The sequence below is a fragment of the Polaribacter sp. SA4-10 genome (assembly GCF_002163835.1).
Taxonomy (GTDB): Bacteria; Bacteroidota; Bacteroidia; order Flavobacteriales; family Flavobacteriaceae; genus Polaribacter.
On the sequence record NZ_CP019331.1, the window covers coordinates 3,194,932 to 3,215,497 of the forward strand.

General features: G+C 30.1%; 24 protein-coding genes. 19 read left to right on the forward strand and 5 right to left on the reverse strand.

What is annotated here, in order from left to right:
* The first annotated feature begins 78 nt into the window (after positions 1-78).
* The 9 genes from BTO04_RS13985 (at position 79) to BTO04_RS14025 (ending at position 7,521) form a co-directional block, all read left to right on the forward strand.
* Complete coding sequence (locus BTO04_RS13985) at positions 79-1,488, forward strand: NAD(P)/FAD-dependent oxidoreductase (protein ID WP_087565087.1); 1,410 nt, start codon at positions 79-81, stop codon at positions 1,486-1,488.
* A gap of 9 nt (positions 1,489-1,497) precedes the next feature.
* Positions 1,498-1,902: a RidA family protein gene (locus tag BTO04_RS13990; protein WP_087565088.1), complete on the forward strand. Its 405-nt coding sequence runs from the start codon at positions 1,498-1,500 to the stop codon at positions 1,900-1,902.
* Complete coding sequence (locus BTO04_RS13995; protein ID WP_198342070.1) at positions 1,903-2,295, forward strand: cupin domain-containing protein; 393 nt, start codon at positions 1,903-1,905, stop codon at positions 2,293-2,295.
* Positions 2,296-2,351: 56 nt separating this feature from the next.
* Positions 2,352-3,794, forward strand: a complete 1,443-nt coding sequence (locus BTO04_RS14000; protein WP_087565089.1) for an aldehyde dehydrogenase — start codon at positions 2,352-2,354, stop codon at positions 3,792-3,794.
* Between the two features lie 16 nt (positions 3,795-3,810).
* A complete protein-coding gene (locus BTO04_RS15565) occupies positions 3,811-3,897 on the forward strand; it encodes a DUF6500 family protein (protein ID WP_232455987.1) in 87 nt (28 codons plus the stop codon).
* A 172-nt stretch (positions 3,898-4,069) separates the two neighbouring features.
* On the forward strand, positions 4,070-4,846 hold the full coding sequence (locus BTO04_RS14010; protein WP_087565090.1) for an SDR family oxidoreductase: 777 nt from the start codon (positions 4,070-4,072) through the stop codon (positions 4,844-4,846).
* Between the two features lie 172 nt (positions 4,847-5,018).
* Positions 5,019-5,549, forward strand: a complete 531-nt coding sequence (locus BTO04_RS14015) for a 3-hydroxyanthranilate 3,4-dioxygenase (RefSeq protein ID WP_087565091.1) — start codon at positions 5,019-5,021, stop codon at positions 5,547-5,549.
* 5 nt (positions 5,550-5,554) lie between these two features.
* Entirely contained in the window at positions 5,555-6,391 is an 837-nt protein-coding gene (locus BTO04_RS14020; RefSeq protein WP_087565092.1) for a metallophosphoesterase, read from the forward strand.
* 44 nt (positions 6,392-6,435) lie between these two features.
* Positions 6,436-7,521 (forward strand): amidohydrolase family protein, encoded by a 1,086-nt coding sequence (locus tag BTO04_RS14025; protein ID WP_087565093.1) that lies wholly within the window; start codon positions 6,436-6,438, stop codon positions 7,519-7,521.
* 285 nt (positions 7,522-7,806) lie between these two features.
* Here BTO04_RS14025 and BTO04_RS14030 read toward each other — a convergent pair whose 3' ends face one another.
* The 3 genes from BTO04_RS14030 to dnaK form a co-directional block, all read right to left on the reverse strand.
* The gene (locus tag BTO04_RS14030) at positions 7,807-8,235 is read right to left on the reverse strand and encodes a DUF2141 domain-containing protein (protein WP_198342071.1); all 429 of its coding nucleotides are present in this window, start codon (positions 8,233-8,235) and stop codon (positions 7,807-7,809) included.
* Between the two features lie 309 nt (positions 8,236-8,544).
* Entirely contained in the window at positions 8,545-9,066 is a 522-nt protein-coding gene (locus BTO04_RS14035; RefSeq protein WP_087565094.1) for a hypothetical protein, read from the reverse strand.
* A gap of 248 nt (positions 9,067-9,314) precedes the next feature.
* On the reverse strand, positions 9,315-11,216 hold the full coding sequence (gene dnaK / locus BTO04_RS14040) for a molecular chaperone DnaK (RefSeq protein ID WP_087565095.1): 1,902 nt from the start codon (positions 11,214-11,216) through the stop codon (positions 9,315-9,317).
* Positions 11,217-11,469: 253 nt separating this feature from the next.
* Between dnaK and BTO04_RS14045 the strand changes: the two genes are divergently transcribed.
* Together BTO04_RS14045 and BTO04_RS14050 are read left to right on the forward strand one after the other, a co-directional pair.
* A complete protein-coding gene (locus BTO04_RS14045; RefSeq protein WP_087565096.1) occupies positions 11,470-11,808 on the forward strand; it encodes a DUF2853 family protein in 339 nt (112 codons plus the stop codon).
* A gap of 87 nt (positions 11,809-11,895) precedes the next feature.
* A complete protein-coding gene (locus BTO04_RS14050; protein WP_087565097.1) occupies positions 11,896-13,320 on the forward strand; it encodes an L-serine ammonia-lyase in 1,425 nt (474 codons plus the stop codon).
* Between the two features lie 60 nt (positions 13,321-13,380).
* Here BTO04_RS14050 and BTO04_RS14055 read toward each other — a convergent pair whose 3' ends face one another.
* Entirely contained in the window at positions 13,381-14,106 is a 726-nt protein-coding gene (locus BTO04_RS14055) for a bacteriorhodopsin-like (RefSeq protein WP_198342072.1), read from the reverse strand.
* A gap of 97 nt (positions 14,107-14,203) precedes the next feature.
* Between BTO04_RS14055 and BTO04_RS14060 the strand changes: the two genes are divergently transcribed.
* The gene (locus tag BTO04_RS14060; RefSeq protein ID WP_087565098.1) at positions 14,204-15,088 is read left to right on the forward strand and encodes a Brp/Blh family beta-carotene 15,15'-dioxygenase; all 885 of its coding nucleotides are present in this window, start codon (positions 14,204-14,206) and stop codon (positions 15,086-15,088) included.
* On the opposite strand, the gene yaaA is transcribed toward BTO04_RS14060, so the two are convergent.
* The gene (yaaA, locus tag BTO04_RS14065; protein ID WP_087565099.1) at positions 15,085-15,843 is read right to left on the reverse strand and encodes a peroxide stress protein YaaA; all 759 of its coding nucleotides are present in this window, start codon (positions 15,841-15,843) and stop codon (positions 15,085-15,087) included. The two genes, BTO04_RS14060 and yaaA, sit on opposite strands and share 4 nt — an antisense overlap.
* A 184-nt stretch (positions 15,844-16,027) precedes the next feature.
* Between yaaA and BTO04_RS14070 the strand changes: the two genes are divergently transcribed.
* From BTO04_RS14070 to BTO04_RS14100, 7 genes are all read left to right on the forward strand, one after another.
* Entirely contained in the window at positions 16,028-16,567 is a 540-nt protein-coding gene (locus tag BTO04_RS14070) for an RNA polymerase sigma factor (protein ID WP_087565100.1), read from the forward strand.
* 42 nt (positions 16,568-16,609) lie between these two features.
* A complete protein-coding gene (locus BTO04_RS14075; RefSeq protein WP_087565101.1) occupies positions 16,610-17,134 on the forward strand; it encodes a hypothetical protein in 525 nt (174 codons plus the stop codon).
* 71 nt (positions 17,135-17,205) lie between these two features.
* Positions 17,206-18,084: a hypothetical protein gene (locus tag BTO04_RS14080; RefSeq protein WP_087565102.1), complete on the forward strand. Its 879-nt coding sequence runs from the start codon at positions 17,206-17,208 to the stop codon at positions 18,082-18,084.
* 52 nt (positions 18,085-18,136) lie between these two features.
* Entirely contained in the window at positions 18,137-18,610 is a 474-nt protein-coding gene (locus tag BTO04_RS14085) for a hypothetical protein (RefSeq protein ID WP_157662477.1), read from the forward strand.
* 11 nt (positions 18,611-18,621) lie between these two features.
* Positions 18,622-19,527 carry a hypothetical protein gene (locus tag BTO04_RS15570; protein ID WP_232455911.1) on the forward strand — a complete coding sequence of 302 codons (906 nt, stop codon included), beginning with the start codon at positions 18,622-18,624 and terminating at the stop codon, positions 19,525-19,527.
* A gap of 72 nt (positions 19,528-19,599) precedes the next feature.
* Positions 19,600-19,926 (forward strand): helix-turn-helix transcriptional regulator, encoded by a 327-nt coding sequence (locus BTO04_RS14095; protein ID WP_087565104.1) that lies wholly within the window; start codon positions 19,600-19,602, stop codon positions 19,924-19,926.
* Positions 19,927-19,945: 19 nt separating this feature from the next.
* Positions 19,946-20,557 (forward strand): low molecular weight phosphatase family protein, encoded by a 612-nt coding sequence (locus BTO04_RS14100; RefSeq protein ID WP_087565105.1) that lies wholly within the window; start codon positions 19,946-19,948, stop codon positions 20,555-20,557.
* The last annotated feature ends 9 nt before the right edge of the window (positions 20,558-20,566 follow it).

Below are 20,566 nucleotides of genomic sequence, written 5' to 3' on the forward strand. Positions count from 1 at the left end.
TTTGACTGAAAGGAATAAGCGCAGTTCTCGAGAGGTTATTATTAGTTATCGACTGCGCTCGAACTGACAATTGAAAATATGAATAAAAAAGATAAAGTACTAATTATAGGAGCAGGTTTATGTGGAAGTTTACTCGCTTTAAGACTTGCACAAAGAGGTTTTAAAGTTGACGTTTATGAAAGCAGACCAGATTTAAGAACTACAGATATTTCTGCAGGAAGGTCTATTAACTTAGCATTGTCAGACAGAGGTTTAAAAGCCTTGCGTTTATGCGGAATGGAAGAGAAAGCAAGAGAAATATGTATTCCAATGTATGGCAGATTAATGCATGATACAAAAGGAAATACCTTTTCTTCTAATTATTCTGGTAGAGAAGGAGAATACATCAACTCAATTTCGCGTGGCGAATTAAACGGTATTTTATTAACGGAAGCAGAAAAACACGAAAATGTACACATCCATTTTAATCAAAAATGTAAAAATGTTGATATAGATAACGGAGTTGTACTTTTTGAAGATTACAAAACAAAAGAAGAATTTACAGTAAATGCAGCTGTTATTTTTGGAGCAGATGGTGCGGGTTCATCATTACGAAAAAGCTATGTTTCTGAACGTAAATTCTTATTTAGCTACTCTCAAAATTATTTAAATCACGGTTATAAAGAACTAGAAATTCCGGCAGATAAAAACGGAAATCATCAAATAAGTAAAGGACATTTACACATTTGGCCTCGTGGAGATTTTATGTTAATCGCCTTGCCAAATTTGGACGGCAGTTTTACCGTAACACTCTTTTTAAGTTATGATGAAGGTGAATTTAATTTCGAAAACTTAACATCTGAAGAAAAAATTACCGAATTTTTTGAGAAAGAATTTCCAGATGCTTTGGCGTTAATTCCTAATATAAAAGAGGAATTCATTAACAATCCAACAGGTCCATTAGGAACCATTAAATGTTCTCCTTGGAGCTATGAAGATAAAACGCTTTTAATAGGCGATTCATCGCACGCAATTGTACCGTTTTACGGACAAGGAATGAATGCTTCTTTTGAAGATGTAGTTGTTTTTGATGAAATTCTGAATAAAGATTTAGGTGACTGGAAAACTATTTTTAAAGCGTATCAAAAAGCGAGAAAACACGACACAGATGCTATTGCAGATTTAGCAATTGATAATTTTCATGAAATGAAAAATCATGTTGCAAATCCGCTTTTTAAAGAGAAAAGAAAAATAGAAATGGATTTAGAAAAAGCATTTCCAACGGAGTATTTTTCTAAATACTCTTTAGTAACCTTTAATGAACATATTGGTTACAATGAAGCTATGAATAGAGGTAGAGCGCAAGATAAAGCATTGTTAAACATGATTGCAGATGATGCCGTTCATACGAATTTAGAACTGACAAAAGAGGAGTTGAGAGTCATTTTAGACAAAGTAATTATAGAAACAAACACCCTTTTAGAGGAAGATAAAATAGCAGGATTATAAAAACGTACTATGTCAGAAAAAAAAGTAACACCACGAGGCGCATATCCACACGTAAAAGTTGTAGGAGATTTTATTTTTGTATCCGGAACAAGTTCTAGAAAAGCTGATAATACCATTGCAGGAGTGGATATTATTGATGAAATGGGAACAAAGTTTCTAAATATAGAAACACAAACAAAAGAAGTTTTACAGAATATTGACAAAAACTTACAAACAGTTGGTGCCACTATAAAAGACGTTGTAGATGTATCTACTTTTCTAGTAAATATGAATGATTTTGCAGGTTATAATAAAACCTATGCAGAATTTTTTGAAAAAGAAACAGGCCCAACAAGAACCACCGTTGCTGTACATCAATTACCACATCCAGATTTGGTTGTGGAAATTAAAGTTACTGCTTATAAAAAGCAATAGATGATTAGATTTTTTAGAAGTATCAGTATCGATAAAGTTGTGTTTTCTTTTTTATTAATAGTTTTCTATTCATGTAAACCAAAGATGGCGCTTCCAGATCCTTTTGAAGCAGGTTGGAAAGGAGAAAAGGTTTGTGAAGTACTAGAAGATAATGCAGCCTTAAGAGTGTTAAAATGTACTTTCGCTCCAGGAGTTGGCCATGAGAAACATTATCATAACAAACATTTTGGTTACACTCTTGTTGGAAGTAGATTTAAAATTAAAGACACCACTGGTGCTAGAGAAGTTAATGTACCAACAGGATATAGTTTTTCAAATGAAGATGTATCTTGGCATGAAGTTTTAAATATTGGTGATGAAATAGCTGTATTTTTAATTATAGAACCTAAATAGGTTTAAGAAATAATTGATATTTAAAGAATGATGAAATTCTTTAGAAAAATAATAAAATGAACATTAAAAATTACATCAACGGAGAGTTTGTAGATCCAGTATTAGGTAATTATATAGATAATTACAATCCATCAAATGGAGAAGTTTATGGTCAGATTCCTAACTCAACTTCTGAAGATGTAGAAAAAGCATACGAAGCTGCAGAAAAAGCATTTCCAAATTGGTCTAACACAACACTAGAAACAAGAAGTAAAATCTTGTCTAAAATAGCTGATTTGATAGAAGGAAAATTGCACCTTTTAGCAGAAGCAGAATCTAAAGACAATGGAAAGCCAATTAGTTTGGCAAAAGCAATAGATATTCCAAGAGCAGCAGCAAATTTTCAGTTTTATGCAAATGCAATTACACAGTTTTCATCAGAAGCACATGAAAGTATTGGACTAAATGCAGTGAATTTCACATTGCGTCAACCTATTGGAGTTGTAGGTTGTATTTCTCCTTGGAATTTACCTTTATATTTATTCACATGGAAAATAGCGCCTGCAATTGCAGCGGGTAATTGTGTGGTTGCAAAACCAAGCGAAATAACACCAATGACAGCTTTTTTATTAGGAGAAATTTGCACAGAAGCAGGTTTACCTAATGGTGTCTTAAATATTGTTCATGGATTGGGTACTACAACTGGGCAAGCAATTGTAGCGCATCCAAATATTACAGCGATCTCTTTTACAGGAGGAACAAAAACAGGGGCAAGTATTGCACGAATTGCAGCGCCAATGTTTAAAAAATTATCCTTAGAATTGGGAGGAAAGAACCCTAATATCATTTTTGCAGATTGCGATTATGATAAAATGTTAGAAACCACAGTGCGTTCTTCGTTTGCTAATCAAGGTCAGATTTGTTTATGCGGAAGTAGAATTTTTGTGGAAGAAAAAATCTATGAAAAATTTAAGAAAGATTTTATTAAAAATGTAAAACAATTAAAAGTTGGTCATCCATCAAAAAGGAATATAGATATTGGAGCATTAGTTTCTAAAGAACATTTAGAAAAAATAGAATCTTATGTTGAAATTGCAGAAGATGAAGGAGGAAGAATTTTATGTGGAGGTTTAGAAGTTACAATTCCTGGATATGAAAATGGGTATTATTTTCAGCCTACAGTCATTGAGGTTACAGATAATTCTTGCAGAGTAAATCAAGAAGAAATTTTTGGCCCAATAGTAACAATTATGCCGTTTAAAACTGATGAAGAAGCGTTGCAATTAGCAAACGATGTAAAATATGGATTGTCAGCAACTTTATGGACCAATAATTTAAACAGAACAATGCAATTTTCTAAACAATTACACATAGGAATTGTTTGGGTAAATACGTGGATGTTACGTGATTTAAGAACGCCTTTTGGTGGGCAGAAAGCAAGTGGAATTGGAAGAGAAGGAGGTTTTGAAGCATTACGATTTTTTACAGAGCCAAAGAATATATGTATCAAATACGAATAAAGAAATAAGAGAAAAAATGATTGCTGTTTGTGATGAGAAAATCGCAAAAAAAGGAGACCATGTAGGTTTGTCTTTTTACGCTTTTTTTGCAAGCAAAAATTAGTGTCTAACTGCATTAATGAAAGTTGCAAAATGGTGGATTGAAACTCACGAGTTAGCTCATTTTTAAAAAGCAGTTAAGATTAAAAAAAGGGTTAACAATAACAATTAAACTAAATGTCTCCTCGAGCGCAATCAATAGGTTATTGCTTGACCAGACATAAAAGATATTATATATGAATTTACAACTAAAAAACAAAAATGCTTTAGTTTGTGGAAGCACACAAGGAATAGGAAAAGCAACAGCAATTTTATTAGCAGAAGAAGGTGTGAACATCACTTTAGTTGCTAGAAATGAAGAGAAACTAAAAGCAGTTTTGGCAGAATTATCAAATGAAAATCAATGTCATAGTTACTTGGTAGCAGATTTTTCTAAACCAGATGAATTAAAAAAAGTAATGGAAACTACAGATTGTAATTTTCATATTTTAGTAAACAATACTGGTGGCCCAAAAGGAGGAGAACTTTTAACTGCAACAACAACAGAACTGTTAAATGCATTTCAAATGCATATTGTTTGTAATCAAATTTTGGTGCAAGCCGTTGTTCCGTTTATGAAATCAGAAAAATATGGTAGAATTATTAACGTAATTTCTACCTCTGTAAAAGAACCAATTCCTGGTTTGGGAGTTTCAAATACAATTAGAAATGCAGTTGGTAATTGGTCTAAAACATTGGCTTCTGAATTGGGGCAATTTCAAATTACAGTAAATAATGTCCTGCCAGGTTTTACAGATACAGCACGTTTAGATCAAATTATTAAGATAAAAGCACAAAAAGAAAACACAACTGAAGCAGAAATGGAACAAATAATGAAAAGCTATGTTCCTGCAAAACGTTTTGCGAAACCAGAAGAAACCGCTGCTGCTGTAACTTTTTTAGCAAGTAAACAGGCAAGTTATATAAACGGAATTAACGTTCCTGTAGATGGAGGAAGAACCAAGAGTTTGTAGTTTTTTTAGAAGCTATTTCCTGCTTTTTACGATATCTTTTTTCTGAAAAAGAAAAAAGGATGCTGTTTCAATCAGGGCTAAACTTGTTTGCTGAATTCAGTAATAAAAAGTAACAATTAGATAATTTTAAAGTCTACAATCTAAATATTCAATAACCTAAAAATCATAAAATATGAACTTAGTACAACCTTTAAATTTTAAAAAGTGGATTGATGAAAATCGTCATTTATTAAAACCACCAGTTGGTAACAAGCAAGTTTGGGATAACGGTGAGTATATTGTTATGGTTGTTGGAGGCCCAAATAATAGAAAAGATTACCACTATAACGAAACGCCAGAATTTTTCTATCAAGTAGAAGGAGATATGATTTTAAAAATCATAGATGATAAAGGCGAACAAATTGATATAGAAATTAATGAAGGTGATATTTACTTATTGCCTGCAAAAGTACCGCATTCACCTCAAAGAATAGAAAATACAGTTGGCTTGGTTATAGAATATCCACGTTCTAAAGGAATGTTAGATGCTTTAGAATGGTATTGCGAAAATTGTGGAAACCCTTTGTATAGAGAAGAATTTGCATTAGATAATATTGAAACGGATATGCCAATTATATTTGATAAATATTATTCTGACACTAAAAAATGTACTTGTGGTAATTGTGATACAGTAATGGAAGCACCTAAAAAGATAAAAGTTTAAATACATTGAAAAGAAGAAGTTTTTTAAAGAAAAGTTTTTATACTGCTCTTGGAGCAAGCGTCTTAACGGGCTTTTATTCGTGGAGAATTGAGCCTTTTTGGTTAGAATTTGTAAAAGTTAAAATGCCAATAAAAAATTTACCAACTCATTTAGTTGGTAAAACTATTATGCAAATAAGTGATATTCATGTTGGGAATAGATTTGATTGGAATTACATAATTGAATCTTTTGATAAAGCACAAAAATTGAATCCAGATTATGTGGTTTACACAGGAGATTATGTAGATTATGAAGATCAAGAACAATTAGAACATCTTAAAATAGTTCTAAAAAACTGTGTTAAGGGAAAAATTGCAACAGTAGGTGTTTTAGGAAATCATGATTATGGAGAAGATTGGTTAGAAGATGATGTTGCAAATTCAATTATAGATATTCTAAATAGTAGTGGAATTGAAACTTTACGGAATGAACAAAAAGAATATGAAGGGTTAAATTTTATAGGAATAGATGATTTTTGGGGAACAAATTTTAAACCATCTAATGTGCTAGACTATATAGATTTAGAGAAACCGACTATAGCTTTATGTCATAATCCTGATGTTTGTGATTTAGATATCTGGAACGGTTATAAAAGTTGGATTTTGGCTGGCCATACACATGGAGGACAAGTAAAACCACCTTTTTTAAAACCACCAATTCTACCTGTAAAAAACAAGAAATATTCAGCAGGAAAAATTCCTTTAGATGATGGTAGAACATTATATATTAACAGAGCATTAGGGCATCTTTTTCAAGTTCGATTTAACGTAAGACCAGAAATAACAGTCTTTGAACTTGCCTAAATATTAAAATATTGCATTAATTTATATATTATATAATTACAAATATGGAAAGAAGAAAACTGCGTATTAACGGACATTCACATTTATTACCTTATCCAGAAGAAATCCCTCAATTTATGAAGGATAAAGAAATTTTTTGGGTAGATGATGAGCGGAAGCATATGTTACAAAAAGGATGGAAACGTCCTGTAACAGATTCTAGTTTTTTCTTAGATGAGAAATTACTTTGGATGGAAAAAAATAAGATTGACCATGCTGTAGTTTTAAATCTTTCTCAATTATATGGAAATGGTTTGCGTTTAGAAGAAATGAAAAAAGCCTTGCGTTTTCAGAATGATTTTAATGCAAAAGTGCAACACAATCATCCTAGTAAATTTACCTGTGGTTTTGTTGTGCATCCAGGTTTTATTTATGGTGCATTAGATGAAATGAAACGTTGTGTAGAAGAGTTGGGTTTAAAAGTATTGTGTTTACCAACTCATTTTATGGATTCTATTGGGCAATGGAGATCTGTTTTTGACGAAGAAAATGACCGTATTTTTGAGTTAGCAGATAAATATAAGTTAGCCATAGAAATTCATCCATATGATGGAGATAAAATGATAAAATTAGAAAACACCAATTGGCGTTTTCATTTAATTTGGATGCTTGCTCAATGTGGTGATGCGTATCACTTTTATACGTTAAACGGAATGCAAGAACGTTTCCCAAATATTAGAACGTGTTTTGCTCACGGAGGTCAATTGGCACAAATGAATTTAGGAAGAAGAATTCAAGGTTTTGATGGAAGGCCAGATTTATTTGAAGGAAAAACACACCCAAGAAAAGCAGTTGGTCATCCAAATATTTTTTTTGATACCTTAGTTCACGATACAGATTCTTTGAGTTTAATGTTTAAAAGACAAGGAACAAAACAAGTTTTAATGGGATTAGATGATCCTTATCCTTTAGGAGAAATGGAAAGTGATGCACAGTCTTCCTATCCAGGTAAAATTTTAGATTTAGCGATAAAGAAAAATATTATTACTGAAACTGAAAAAGGTCAAATTTGGGAAGATAATGTGTTGCAGTGGTTGTTTGGAGATGACGAAAAAGCAAAACAAGAGTTGATTCGTAAGATATTGCAGTAAGTATTAAATTTACAGTCGCAGTTTTTAGTAATGTATTGGCTGAAAACTGCAACTGAAAACTACCAGTTACCCTTGACATTGTTTTAAAACTTCTTAAGCTCTTTCTAACATAAAATGCAACACCTATTTTTTCCTGATAAAGTAATTCTGTATTTTTATCTGTCAAAAGCAATATAACCTAAGTTTAAAAATGCTTTTTGTATTCGAGTTTAATGTTGAGTTGGTCCTGTTACATCTAAGGCAATAAAAAGTCCGAGGAATAAAAATGTTTTTTTTGAATTAGAACTAGTTTACTTTTATAGTAATAGTTTTATTTTTTTCTAAGTTAAATTTAGAATCTTTATACTTTGGAGGTCCCATAAAACCTGTTGCATCATTAGATATTCCTATTGGTTCTTTTGGAATTCCAAAAAAATTTGTGTCCATTTTTTTGTTGTCATTTGCATCATGGAAAGCTGAAATTGCATAAATTCCTTTTGGTAAGTTTTTAAAAATAACGACAGACTTTTTGTTATTTACTTTTACAGTTTCTCCTCTATAGCTCTTCTTTAAAAAGCTAGCTTCTTCATTATAAAGCGCTACAAAAAGATTTCCTTTATCTGATTTCATTCCAGAAAACGCTACTCTTAAATCAATTTTTTCTTTTTCTTGTTGCGCATTTGTTGTGTTTATAATACTAAAAATGAATGTCGCTATTAAGAGTGTTTTTTTCATCGTTGCTTTTTTAATAGTATTCAAATATCTGATGTTTTTTTGCGATGTTTATACAAGAACAATACCAAATGTTGTTTTTTGTTTCTCAGTTGTAAATTTAGTTGGTAATTTCTATTTATAATTTAATTTGATGAAAAATTTTAGGGTTTTCTATCTTTTTTTAAATACGTTTATCCCTGATTGAGTGGTCTTTTTGAGCTCGTTGAGGTTGTCTTTAATAATAATACATTTTTATTAAAAGTAGCATGCGAAGCAAAAATAGCGAGTAAGGAAAGCAGGAAATAGCTTCTAGAAAAAAAACGAATGTAACTATATTTCCAATTTAATTTGTTGTAGCGTTTTATCTGAATTGATGAATTCTGAAACAATTTCAAAATACAAATCATCAATAGTTGCGTCAAAATATTTTGTCCATTTATCATCAGAAAATAGATGATTTATTTGTTTTATTTTTTTTTGAGCTTCAGAAAAAGTAAATAAATAATTTATTGAATTTTCTTTTTTAGTTTGAATTTTTGCTGACTTATTTTTAAAATCTACATCAATGAAATATATTTTTTCAGATGAGTTAATAGGATAGAAGTCAATCCATTTTGCAAATCCAATAACGTTTTTTTGATTCTTATAGCTATCGTTTGAAATTAATTTCCATCTACAATTGGCAACTCTTCCCCAATGATTCGATTTCCTGTAAACGCCTTCTTCAGTATAAAAATAGCTGCTTTCAGATTTACTTTTGTAGTTGGTGTCTTCTGGAAACTCAAAGTCATCAACTTGTATGAATTCACAAAAAGTATGTTTAAAAAAATTGTGTTGGTTGTAGGTTTTCAAAATTGATATTTAAAATGTTTTGCGAAAATAATGAAGCAATATGAATAATCATAAAGAGATTGTTTTTGTTTCTCATTTTTAACTAAAAAAAAACGCAATCAAATTAATGATTGCGTTTTATTTATTTAAGAAAGTATATTTTCTTTCTTAGAAGACCCCAAATCAAGTTTGGATTCTTTCGAGAAGATCCCTCTTTTCATCGTGATAAGCGATATGTAAAGATTTGTTTTACAAATCTAACATCCTGCTTACTTTACTTCTTCGAAATCTACATCTTCAACATTGTCTCCTTGAGCATCTGCTTCAGGTTGATCTTGTTGTGCGCCAGCATCAGCTCCTTCAGCCCCACCTTGTGCAGCATACATCTCTTCAGATGCAACTTTCCAAGCTTCGTTGATAGTTGCTAAAGCAGTATCAATAGATGCTAAGTCTTTAGATTCATGTGCAGCTTTTAATTCAACTAAAGCAGCTTCAATTGGTCCTTTTTTATCATCAGATAATTTCTCGCCAAATTCTTTTAATTGTTTTTCCGTTTGGAAAATCATAGAATCTGCTTCGTTGATTTTTTCTGCAGTTTCTTTTGCAGCTTTATCAGCATCAGCATTTTCTTCTGCTTCTTGTCTCATTTTAGCGATGTCTTCTTCAGATAATCCAGAAGAAGCTTCAATTCTAATTTCATGAGATTTGTTTGTTCCTTTGTCTAAAGCAGAAACTTTAATAATACCATTTGCATCAATATCAAAAGTAACTTCAACTTGAGGAATTCCTCTTTGTGCAGGAGGTAAACCATCTAAGTGGAAACGACCAATTGTATTATTATCTGCAGCCATAGCTCTTTCACCTTGTAAAACGTGAATTTCTACTGATGGTTGATTGTCTACTGCTGTAGAGAATACTTGAGACTTTTTTGTAGGAATAGTTGTGTTTGCATCAATTAATTTTGTGAAAACATTCCCCATTGTTTCAATTCCTAATGATAAAGGTGTAACGTCTAATAACAATACATCTTTTACATCACCAGATAAAACTCCACCTTGAATAGCAGCTCCTAAAGCAACAACTTCATCAGGGTTTACACCTTTACTTGGCGCTTTTCCAAAGAATTTTTCAACAGCTTCTTGTACAGCAGGTATTCTTGTAGAACCACCAACTAAAACAATCTCATCTATTTCATCTAAAGTTAAATCAGCATTTTTTAATGCAGTTTTACAAGGTGCGATCGTTCTTTTTACTAAATCGTCAATTAATTGCTCAAATTTAGATCTAGATAAAGTTCTTACTAAGTGTTTTGGTCCACTAGCAGTAGCAGTAACATATGGTAAGTTAATTTCTGTTGAAGTAGTAGAAGATAATTCAATCTTCGCTTTTTCAGCAGCTTCTTTTAAACGTTGTAAAGACATTGGGTCTTCACGTAAATCGATTCCTTCGTCAGATTTAAATTCTTCAGCTAACCAGTTAATGATTTTTTCATCAACATCATCACCACCTAAATGCGTATCTCCATCAGTAGCTAATACTTCAAAAACGCCATCTCCTAATTCTAAGATAGAAACATCATGTGTTCCACCACCAAAATCAAAAACAACAATTTTTTTATCGTCATGAGATTTGTCTAAACCGTAAGCCAATGCAGCAGCAGTAGGTTCGTTTATAATTCTTTTTACTTGTAAACCTGCAATTTCACCAGCTTCTTTAGTAGCTTGTCTTTGCGCATCGTTAAAATATGCTGGTACAGTAATTACTGCTTCAGTAACTTCCGTTCCTAAATAGTCTTCAGCAGTTTTTTTCATTTTTTGTAACACCATTGCAGAAATTTCTTGAGGCGTATATAAACGACCATCAATATCTACTCTTGGTGTATCATTATCTCCTTTTACTACTTTATAAGGAACTCTTTTTGCTTCCTTAGTAGATTCAGAAAATTTATTTCCCATAAAACGTTTAATAGAATAAACAGTTTTTGTTGGGTTTGTTACTGCTTGTCTTTTAGCAGGGTCACCAACTTTACGTTCTCCTCCTTCTACAAAGGCAACAATAGATGGTGTAGTTCTTTTTCCTTCCGAGTTAGGGATTACAACTGGCTCATTTCCTTCCATTACAGAGACACACGAGTTTGTTGTACCTAAATCAATTCCTATAATCTTACTCATAATTTTTAGTTTATGTTTTTAAATTCTTGTTTCAATTTTACATTTTCTATTAGTCAAAGGGTGTGCCAACCGCTGTTTGACTGTAAAATGTCAGTTTTTAAAAAAAATAAAGAAAATATTTGTGACATATTGACATAAAGTGTGTCTGTATAATAGAGATGTTTTAAGTATTTGAATTCAATAAATATTTTCTTATATTTGAATAGTTTAAGAAATAAACATTATATTATTAATATAATTTTAAAAAAAAATCATGAATAAATTTGACGAAAAGGTAGCACAGTATTCTAAATTTATGGATGATAAAGGTCTTAAATATGATGCGGATTTATTAAAAGCTGTGACAAAAGGATTAGGACCATCAATTTATAAAAGAGATGCTGAAACTATTTCTGGTTCTGATGCAAAGGAATTCGTAACTGTAAAGAAAAACTTTTTGATAAAAAAATTAGGCTTGCCTGATGGTCCAAAATTAGACGAAGCAATTGCAAAAGTTGTTGAAGCTATTGGAAAATCGGAAAGAAGTAAATACAGAGCAGTACTTTACTATATGTTAGCTGTTGAATTTGGAAAACAATCTATTTATAAATAAAATATAAATTTTATTATATATAAAAAAATCCAACTCTTTGAGTTGGATTTTTTACATTTACAGCGATTTATTTCTAAAAAATTATGAATGTCGCAATTTATTAGTGTTTTTGATATGTTGAAGATTGGTGTTGGGCCATCAAGTTCGCATACATTAGGTCCTTGGAGAGCTGCCCAACAGTGGATTTTAAAATTAAAAGAAAAGGAACATTTTTTTTTGATTGATGAAATCAAAATAGATTTATATGGTTCTTTATCTTTAACAGGAAAAGGGCATGCTACAGATTTGGCAATTTTATTAGGATTAAGTGGTACAGACCCAGAATACATTCCTATTGAAGATATCGACGAAATAATTAAAGGTATTAAAGAAACTTCATTGTTGTTTTTGAACAACGAGAAAATGATTTCTTTTTCTACTGAAAACATTAAATTTAACAAAGAGTTTTTACCATTAAACCCTAATGGAATGACATTTACAGGGTTTTGTAATGGTGACGTTATTTCTAAAGAAACTTATTTTTCAATAGGAGGAGGTTTCATTATTCAAGAAAAAGACTCTTTATCCGAAGAAATAGAAATATCAAAACAAAATTTTCCTTTCCCAATGAATAAAGCACTTCAATTAGAACAATATTGTGAAAAAGAAAATTTATTAATTTCAGATATTGTTTATCAGAATGAATTGGTTTTAAATTCTGGGGATAAAATAGATTTTGAAATCAATAGAATTTGGGAAACCATGTTAGAATGTATGTATGTTGGTTGTCATTCTAAAGGAATTCTTCCAGGTGGATTAAATGTAAAAAGAAGAGCTGCAGAAACTCATGATAAATTAATAAAAGATAGTTCTTATACAAATCCAAAAGAATGGATTACTGCAATTAGAAGTACAGAGGTAAAATTTAGAGAAATTTTAAAATGGGTAAGTTGTTTTGCGCTCTCTGTAAATGAAGTAAATGCTTCTTTAGGAAGAGTTGTAACTGCACCAACTAATGGAAGTGCAGGAGTAATTCCTGCAGTTTTAATGTATTATTTAGTAATTGAAAATCATGAGGCTGACTTTAAGCAGATTAAAAAATTCTTACTAGTTGCTGGAGAAATTGGAAGTATTTTTAAGAAAAATGCCACTATTTCAGCTGCAATGGGAGGTTGTCAAGCAGAAATTGGAGTGTCATCTGCAATGGCAGCGGCAGCGTTAACAGAATTGTTAGGTGGAACGCCAGCACAAAGTTTGGTTGCAGCAGAAATTGCAATGGAACATCATTTAGGTTTAACATGTGATCCAATTGGTGGTTTGGTTCAAATTCCTTGTATAGAAAGAAATGCAATGGGAGCAATTAAAGCAATTAATGCAGCAGAAATGGCTTTAGATACAGATCCAAAAGAAACAAAAGTTCCGTTAGATAAAGTGATTGATACAATGTGGGAAACAGCAAAAGACATGAACAAAAATTACAAAGAAACTTCTGAAGGTGGTTTGGCAGTTACTGTTAGATTGGTAGATTGTTAAAAAAAAGCCCAAAAGCTTTTTAAGACTTTTGGGCTTTCAGAAAAAACTAACTAAACAATGTTATTTATTTTCAGAACTTTGAACGGCTAAATTATAAATTACCAATCCAAATCCTATTTTGTTTATGGCATCTCCAATGTTATAAATAACATCCATATTTAAGCCACCAAATACTCCAGAGTACCAGCCTTCAGTTCCAGCCATATATCCTAAAGGATAAATGGCCCAACCAACTAAAACAAACCAACATAAAGTTTTGTGAGCTTTTAAAACAGCTCCACCAGCTTCGATAGCTAGTTTCTTGGCAGTTCCAAACCAGATATCATAAACAATTACGAAGTAAGCCAAGCCAGATATAAGACCCCATAACCATGCATTTGGTGCATCAATTACTTCTCCTATATAACCCGTTACCAGCATAATAACTGATAAGAAGATTAATCTCCACATTAAAGATTTTTTAGCTCCTGCAACTTTTAAGATTAAATAGAACTCTACACACATTAAGGGAACAGTTAAGACCCAATCAACGTATCTAAAGAAGGTTGGAGATTCTCCGTTAGAAGCCCAATAGTCTCTCATATACCAATAATGAACTGCAGCAATGAAAGTAATCAAACCAGAAACTAATAGTGAAGTTCTCCATTTTTTATCAAAACTATTCATTGATAAAAAGAAAAATACTGCAGCAGCCATCATAGCCATGCAGCCTACAAAAAATGTAAACCCAACATAATCACTTGGATCCATTTTTGCAACGGAAAGAAAGTTAATCGATAAATTCATAATATTTGAATAAATTAAGTTAGTAAAATAATTAATGTTTAATGTTTTAATGAAAACATTAAACCAAATATATGAATAAAATTATTAACTTTACAACATGAATACATTATTTAATAGAAATTATCAAAATTTAATGCTTTTTCTTACGTTTTTCTTACTTTGGGTAAGTATTCAATTTGGAGAAGTAGTCGAAGATTTTTTAGCATATGTAATGGTGATTTCGTTAGGTATTTTGCATGGAGCGAATGATTTGTTGATTTTATCAATAAAGGAGAAAAAGGACAAGACGTTTATAAAAAACCTTATAATTTATGTTAGTATAATTATTCTATGTCTAATAATTTATATGTTTAGCCCTTTTGTAGCTATATTATTATTTGTTTTATTGAGCTCTTATCATTTCGGAGAAGAACACCTTAGCAAGAAAATAAACGTAAACGTATTATTTAATTCTTTATATTTTTTAGCATACGGGATGTTTATCTTTTCCTTAATTTTTTATCAATCTATTACTGATGTTGATGTAATTATGAGAGAACTAACAGGTTTAACCTTCACTGAGTTTCAAATAGAAATAACCTTACTTATGAGTGCTGTATTTTTATTTATAGGAAGTTTGTACCTGATTTTAACTAAAAGAAATAAGTCGAAAATATTTATAGAAGAGCTCTTTTATTTAATGTTACTTTTTCTCGTCTTCAAAAGCTCTTCTTTAATATTGGGTTTCGCTATTTATTTTATTTTTTGGCATTCTATACCTTCTATTATTCATCAGATAGAATTTATTTCAGGAAATTTAAATAAAAAAACTATTTTTTTTTATATAAAAAAAGCACTAATCTATTGGGTAATTAGCATCATTGGGTTATTGATTTTATATCAATTAGTTCCACAGGTAGAGTTGTTTGCTACTGTAGTTTTTGTGATTTTATTTGCAGTAACAGCGCCACATACTTGGGTGATGTACAAAATGAAAAATTAACGAGTAAAAAACAAATCATTTCCAGAAGACATTTCTTCAGAAAAACGATAATTATCAACATTAAAGCCTTTTAAATCTTCAATAGTTTTTAAATTATTATCTATAATATAACGCACCATTAATCCACGTGCTTTTTTTGCAAATGTCATAATCGTTTTATATTCTCCGTTTTTAAAATCTTTAAAAACAGGAGTAATCATAGGTACTTTTAAAAGTTTTTTAGGAATGACTTTAAAGTATTCTGAGCTTGCTAAATTTATAACCAATTCATTTTCTGAAAGCTCATCATTTAGAGAGTTTACAATCTTATTGTCCCAAAATTTGTATAAATTTTCTGTTCTTCCAACTTTTAGTTTTGTTCCCATTTCTAAACGATAAGGTTGTATTAAATCTAAAGGTTTTAACAAACCATATAAGCCAGATATAATTCTTAAACGCTGTTGTAAAAGTGGTAATTTGTCTTCTTTTAAAGAATTTACATCTATTCCTCTAAAAACTTCACCTGTAAAAGCATAAATAGCTTGTTTGGCATTTTCTTGATTAAAAGGCGTTTTCCAATTTTGATTTCGCTCATAATTTAACGCAGATAAATCGCTAGAAATAGACATTAGATCTGATAATTTATTTTTTGAAAGTGTTTTTAGTTTTTTATTCAATTTATTAGATTCTTCTAAAAAACGAGGTTGTGTATATAAACCAGTTGGTACTTTACTTTCAAAGTCTAAAGATTTTGCAGGAGATATTATGATTTTCATTTGTGTTGAATGAATTAAAATTGAACGGTAAAAATACAATTCATATAAAGAACTTTCAAACCAAATTATTACTTTAAATTGATAATCACATTTATAAAATTTATTTAAGTTGATTTTATTTTAACAATTCATCAAACTATTACTATTTTTAGAGGTCTAATAATAAAAATTAACCAAAGTAAACTTGGATAAAGAAGCTGAACTAGTTAAAAAGTTGAAGAATCCAGCATTAAAAGATATTGCTTTTAATGAGCTTCTTGATGTCTATCAAGAACGTTTGTATTGGCATATTAGAAAGATTGTTAGTACACATGAAAATGCGGATGATGTATTACAAAACACCTTTATTAGAGTTTATAAAAGCATTCTAAATTTTCAAGAAAAAAGCACATTACATACTTGGATGTATAGAATTGCTTATAATGAAGCTATCCGTTTTTTAGAAAAAAATAACAAAAAATCTTACGATAATATTGATGACGTTTCTGAATCTAATTTAAAAGTTTTATTTGAAGATGACTATTTTGATGGAGATGAAATTCAGCAAAAGTTACATAAAATTATAGATGGTTTTTCTGAGAAACAAAAACGAATTTTTCATATGAAATACTTTGATGATATGAGTTTTAGGCAAATTTCTGAGCTTTTAAAAGTATCGGAAAGCACTTTAAAATCAACTTATTATACAGCAGTAAAAATTATTGAAGAAAAAATTTTAGTTTAAAATTAAAACTATTTTAAAAAAGAAGGGTCTAACATTTATAGTATGGAAAATTCATCAGAAAATAAAAATAAGAACAACTTTCTAAAAGAAGGTTTTAAAGGCGATGTTTCTAATCAGCATAAAAGATATTTGGGCACAGCTATTCCTGAAGATTATTTTAAAAAATCTAAACTTTCAATTTTAGAAAAAGTAAAATCAATAGAAATTCAAGAGAAAAAACAACTCGTTTTTTGGATGCAGTCAAGATTTAGGTATGCAGTTGCATCTTCTTTAGTTTTTATTTTGAGCTTAACAATATGGTTACAAAATGCGAATAAAGTTGATGACTTTACACCAAACGATTTTGAGTTGTTCTCTTTTTCAGATGATATATTAATTAATTCTTTATTTATAGAAGATTCAGAAATAGAAGCGTTTGCAGATGTAACTTTATTGAATGAAGTTGTAATAAAAGCAGAGCTTTCTGAACAAAAAATGGATGAAGTTTTTTTAAATTCATTATTTATAGAAGACTCATTAATAGATAATTACACAGACTATAAATTTATTGAAACAATTATTTTATAAAAAGTTCAAACTATTTTAAAAAACGTAGTTCTAAGTAAATAGAAACAATTATTAATTTAAATATTAAAATTATGAAAACTACAATTTCAAAAGAAAACATTTTAAAATCAGGTGTCTTATTTTTAACAATTTCGGCATTTTTATTATCGGCACTGTTATTTACTTCTTGTTCTGAAAATTCAGACTTAGATACAGAAATGACATTAGATGACACAACTTTAATTGAAAAAATTGAATCAGCATCAAAAACTACTGTTGAAGTTGCCTCTTTGCCTTCTTCAACAGAAACAGCTCTAAATGGAGATTTAGCTGATAGTTATGTTGAAACTGTTCAATTAGCAGCAGGTTTAGGTTATAAAGTGGGTATCGCTACAGATAATAAATCTAGAGAAGCTTCAAAAAGTGATGTATATTTCTCTGTTGAAGGAAAACAATTAGCAGACAGAAATGAAAAGAGAAAAAAGAGAAGATCAAAATGTTTTGAATTCGTTTTTCCTATAGACTTTATTATGCCAGATGATACATCAATCACTTTAACAAGTGGTGATGATTGGACTTTAATTAGAGAATGGTATACCGAAAATCCTGATGCAACAGAGCGTCCAGAATTAGTTTTTCCAGTAGATGTTTCTTTAGAAGACGGAACTGTACAAACTTTAATTGATAGTGATGAGTTAGCTGCGGTTAAAGATTCTTGTAAAAAAGGAAAGGATAAAAGAAAGTGTTTTAAATTAGTATTGCCTATAAGTTTTACAATGGCAGATGCTTCTGTAATTGAAGTAGCTGAAAGAGCAGATTTTAAATTACTTAGAGAATGGTGTAAAGCAAACCCTGATGCTACAGAAAAAGCAAGTTTAAATTATCCTGTAGATATTATGTATAGAGATGATACAACTGCTACTATAAGTGACGCAACAGAGATGGATGCTGCAAAAGAAGCTTGTAATTAATAAATTGTAATTTTGTACTTTAGATGTTTAAGAGTAAAATAATACATAAAAAATGAAATTAAAAACCATCATATATATAGTTAGCTTTATGAGTTTGATGTTCTTTAATACAACACTTTTTGCTCAAGATTCTAATTACGATGTAATTACTAAAGAGCTCTCTAAAGAGCAGAGGGCATTATTGCAGAAAGAAAGGCAGGTGATGAAGGCAGATAGAGAAGTATTTAAAGCCACACTTACAAAAGAACAATTAGCTATTTTAAGAGATAAAACTATTTCTAAAAATGAAATAAGAAAACGTTTACGGTCTTCTTTTTCTGGGTCACAAAAAGGTCTTATTAAAAATCAGCAAATACGTTTAAGACAAACGAGAGATAATTTTAGAAAAACGCTTACTGGAGAACAACGAAAAATGTTAAAAGAGCGAATAGATAAAATTAGAGAAACAAAAGATAGAGGAGAGCTTAGAAATGGGCCAAGAGAAAATTCTAATGACGGAAAGAAAAGGAGAGTAAGAGGAAACTAGTGTATAAACATATGATATATCCTTTTCAGGAAATTAGAACAACTATAAAATTTTTAGGGTTGCTATTGTTTACAATGGCAACCTCTTTTTGTTCTTATGGACAAGAAGATAATTTGGATGATATTGATGGTTTATTAGATGAACTTTTTTTTAATGATCAACAGTTTTTAGATGAATTAATTGATAGTGATTTTTCCTATAATTTTTTATACACTTCCGTTTCTTATAATAGCAATACTTTTTTCTCTGGAAGAGATTCTGGTACAGACCAGTTCAATTTAATTCCACAAGTTTCTTACTACCATTCATCAGGATTTAATGCAAGTATTTCAGGTGTTTATTATCAAAGCTTTGCTCCAAGTTGGGATTTTACAAGTGTTTCTTTAGGATACTTTAATGCGCTTGGAAAAAATAAAACAGTAACTTATAATTTAGGGTATTCTAAATATTTTTATTCAGATGGTTATGATGAATTTATAAATTCGTTGGATGTTAGCCTAGGAATAAGAAATAAAAAACGAACTTTTGGTACTACTTTTTCTGCCTCATATTTATTTGGAACAGAAGAAAGTTACCAATTAATTTCTAGTAGTTTTTTGAACTTTACTTTAAAGAGAACTTCTAACTTTGCACTACGTTTTAAACCAAGATTAAATTTTATTATGGCCAAACAGAACATAACCACTAGTAGATTTGTTCTTGTTGCTGGTAAAAGAGTTTTAAGTACTTTTAATTTTGATGTGTTTGATTTATTGAATACTCAATTAAATTTCCCTTTTTCTTTGAGTACAAGGTCTTGGGATTTTGAATTAGGGTACAACTTAAATTTACCTAACGCTTTGGTAAATGAAAACAACATAGACACCACGGGTTTTTTAAATTTCTCAGTAGGTTATATGTTTGACCTAAGTAAATAATTCATTATTTACTTAGCATGATATCGGCTTTATTTTATTTATTAATCGTAATATTGCAATAAACAAATTATAATGGGTTTAACCAAGTCAGAAATATTTACAGAAGAACAAAATGAAATTGCTGCCATTGCAAAAGTGTTAGGTCACCCTGCAAGAATTGCAATTTTAGATTTTTTAATTAAGTTGAAATCTTGTGTTTGTGGAGATTTAGTAAAAGATATTGGTTTGGCACAACCTACTATTTCTCAGCATTTAAAAGAATTAAAAAAAGTAGGGTTGATTAAAGGAACTATAGATGGCACAAGTGTTTGTTATTGTATAGATCAAGAAAATTGGGATAAAGTTAAAAATATATTAAGTCAATTTTTAGATAAAAGTTCAGTAGAAAACTGTTGTTAAAAAATAAATTAGAATAAGAATGTACCAAACAATAAAAAAAGTAATATTAGCATTAGACATTAATACTATTTCTGATGCGAGAAAAGAAGTTTTACAACCACTTATAAATTTTGTGCAAGAAAAGGTGGATGCAGATAAAGAAGTGAACATCAACTTTATTTGTACTCATAATTCTAGAAGAAGTCATTTAACTCAAATTTGGGCACAAACAGTGGCTACTTATTACAATATAAAAAATGTAAAAACGTATTCTGGAGGAACGGAAGCAACAGCAATGTTTCCTAAAGTAGCAGAAACATTAAAAAATGTGGGATTTAAAATTAAAGAAATTTCTGAAGGAACAAATCCTGTATACGCAATAAAGTTTGATGATAATTCACATTCAATTATTGGTTTTTCTAAAAAATATGATGATGAATTTAATCCTGTTTCAGAATTTGCAGCAATTATGACTTGCTCTAACGCAGATGTAGGTTGTCCTTTTATAGCTGGTGCAGAAAAAAGAATTCCTATTATGTATGAAGATCCAAAATTATTTGATGAAACAGCTCAACAAGCAGCAAAGTATCAAGAAAGAAGTTTACAAATAGCAACAGAAATGTTGTATGTATTCTCAAAAATTAATAAATAAAAAAGAAAT

Excerpts from the sequence above, each read along its gene's own strand:
- BTO04_RS13985 (WP_087565087.1), top strand. The coding sequence starts at position 79 with ATGAATAAAAAAGATAAAGTACTAATTATAGGAGCAGGTTTATGTGGA.
- BTO04_RS13990 (WP_087565088.1), top strand. The coding sequence starts at position 1,498 with ATGTCAGAAAAAAAAGTAACACCACGAGGCGCATATCCACACGTAAAA.
- BTO04_RS13995 (WP_198342070.1), top strand. The coding sequence starts at position 1,903 with ATGATTAGATTTTTTAGAAGTATCAGTATCGATAAAGTTGTGTTTTCT.
- BTO04_RS14000 (WP_087565089.1), top strand. The coding sequence starts at position 2,352 with ATGAACATTAAAAATTACATCAACGGAGAGTTTGTAGATCCAGTATTA.
- BTO04_RS15565 (WP_232455987.1), top strand. The coding sequence starts at position 3,811 with ATGATTGCTGTTTGTGATGAGAAAATCGCAAAAAAAGGAGACCATGTA.
- BTO04_RS14010 (WP_087565090.1), top strand. The coding sequence starts at position 4,070 with ATGAATTTACAACTAAAAAACAAAAATGCTTTAGTTTGTGGAAGCACA.
- BTO04_RS14015 (WP_087565091.1), top strand. The coding sequence starts at position 5,019 with ATGAACTTAGTACAACCTTTAAATTTTAAAAAGTGGATTGATGAAAAT.
- BTO04_RS14025 (WP_087565093.1), top strand. The coding sequence starts at position 6,436 with ATGGAAAGAAGAAAACTGCGTATTAACGGACATTCACATTTATTACCT.
- BTO04_RS14030 (WP_198342071.1), bottom strand. The coding sequence starts at position 8,235 with ATGAAAAAAACACTCTTAATAGCGACATTCATTTTTAGTATTATAAAC.
- dnaK (WP_087565095.1), bottom strand. The coding sequence starts at position 11,216 with ATGAGTAAGATTATAGGAATTGATTTAGGTACAACAAACTCGTGTGTC.
- BTO04_RS14045 (WP_087565096.1), top strand. The coding sequence starts at position 11,470 with ATGAATAAATTTGACGAAAAGGTAGCACAGTATTCTAAATTTATGGAT.
- BTO04_RS14050 (WP_087565097.1), top strand. The coding sequence starts at position 11,896 with ATGTCGCAATTTATTAGTGTTTTTGATATGTTGAAGATTGGTGTTGGG.
- BTO04_RS14055 (WP_198342072.1), bottom strand. The coding sequence starts at position 14,106 with ATGAATTTATCGATTAACTTTCTTTCCGTTGCAAAAATGGATCCAAGT.
- BTO04_RS14060 (WP_087565098.1), top strand. The coding sequence starts at position 14,204 with ATGAATACATTATTTAATAGAAATTATCAAAATTTAATGCTTTTTCTT.
- yaaA (WP_087565099.1), bottom strand. The coding sequence starts at position 15,843 with ATGAAAATCATAATATCTCCTGCAAAATCTTTAGACTTTGAAAGTAAA.
- BTO04_RS14075 (WP_087565101.1), top strand. The coding sequence starts at position 16,610 with ATGGAAAATTCATCAGAAAATAAAAATAAGAACAACTTTCTAAAAGAA.
- BTO04_RS14080 (WP_087565102.1), top strand. The coding sequence starts at position 17,206 with ATGAAAACTACAATTTCAAAAGAAAACATTTTAAAATCAGGTGTCTTA.
- BTO04_RS14085 (WP_157662477.1), top strand. The coding sequence starts at position 18,137 with ATGAAATTAAAAACCATCATATATATAGTTAGCTTTATGAGTTTGATG.
- BTO04_RS15570 (WP_232455911.1), top strand. The coding sequence starts at position 18,622 with ATGATATATCCTTTTCAGGAAATTAGAACAACTATAAAATTTTTAGGG.
- BTO04_RS14095 (WP_087565104.1), top strand. The coding sequence starts at position 19,600 with ATGGGTTTAACCAAGTCAGAAATATTTACAGAAGAACAAAATGAAATT.
- BTO04_RS14100 (WP_087565105.1), top strand. The coding sequence starts at position 19,946 with ATGTACCAAACAATAAAAAAAGTAATATTAGCATTAGACATTAATACT.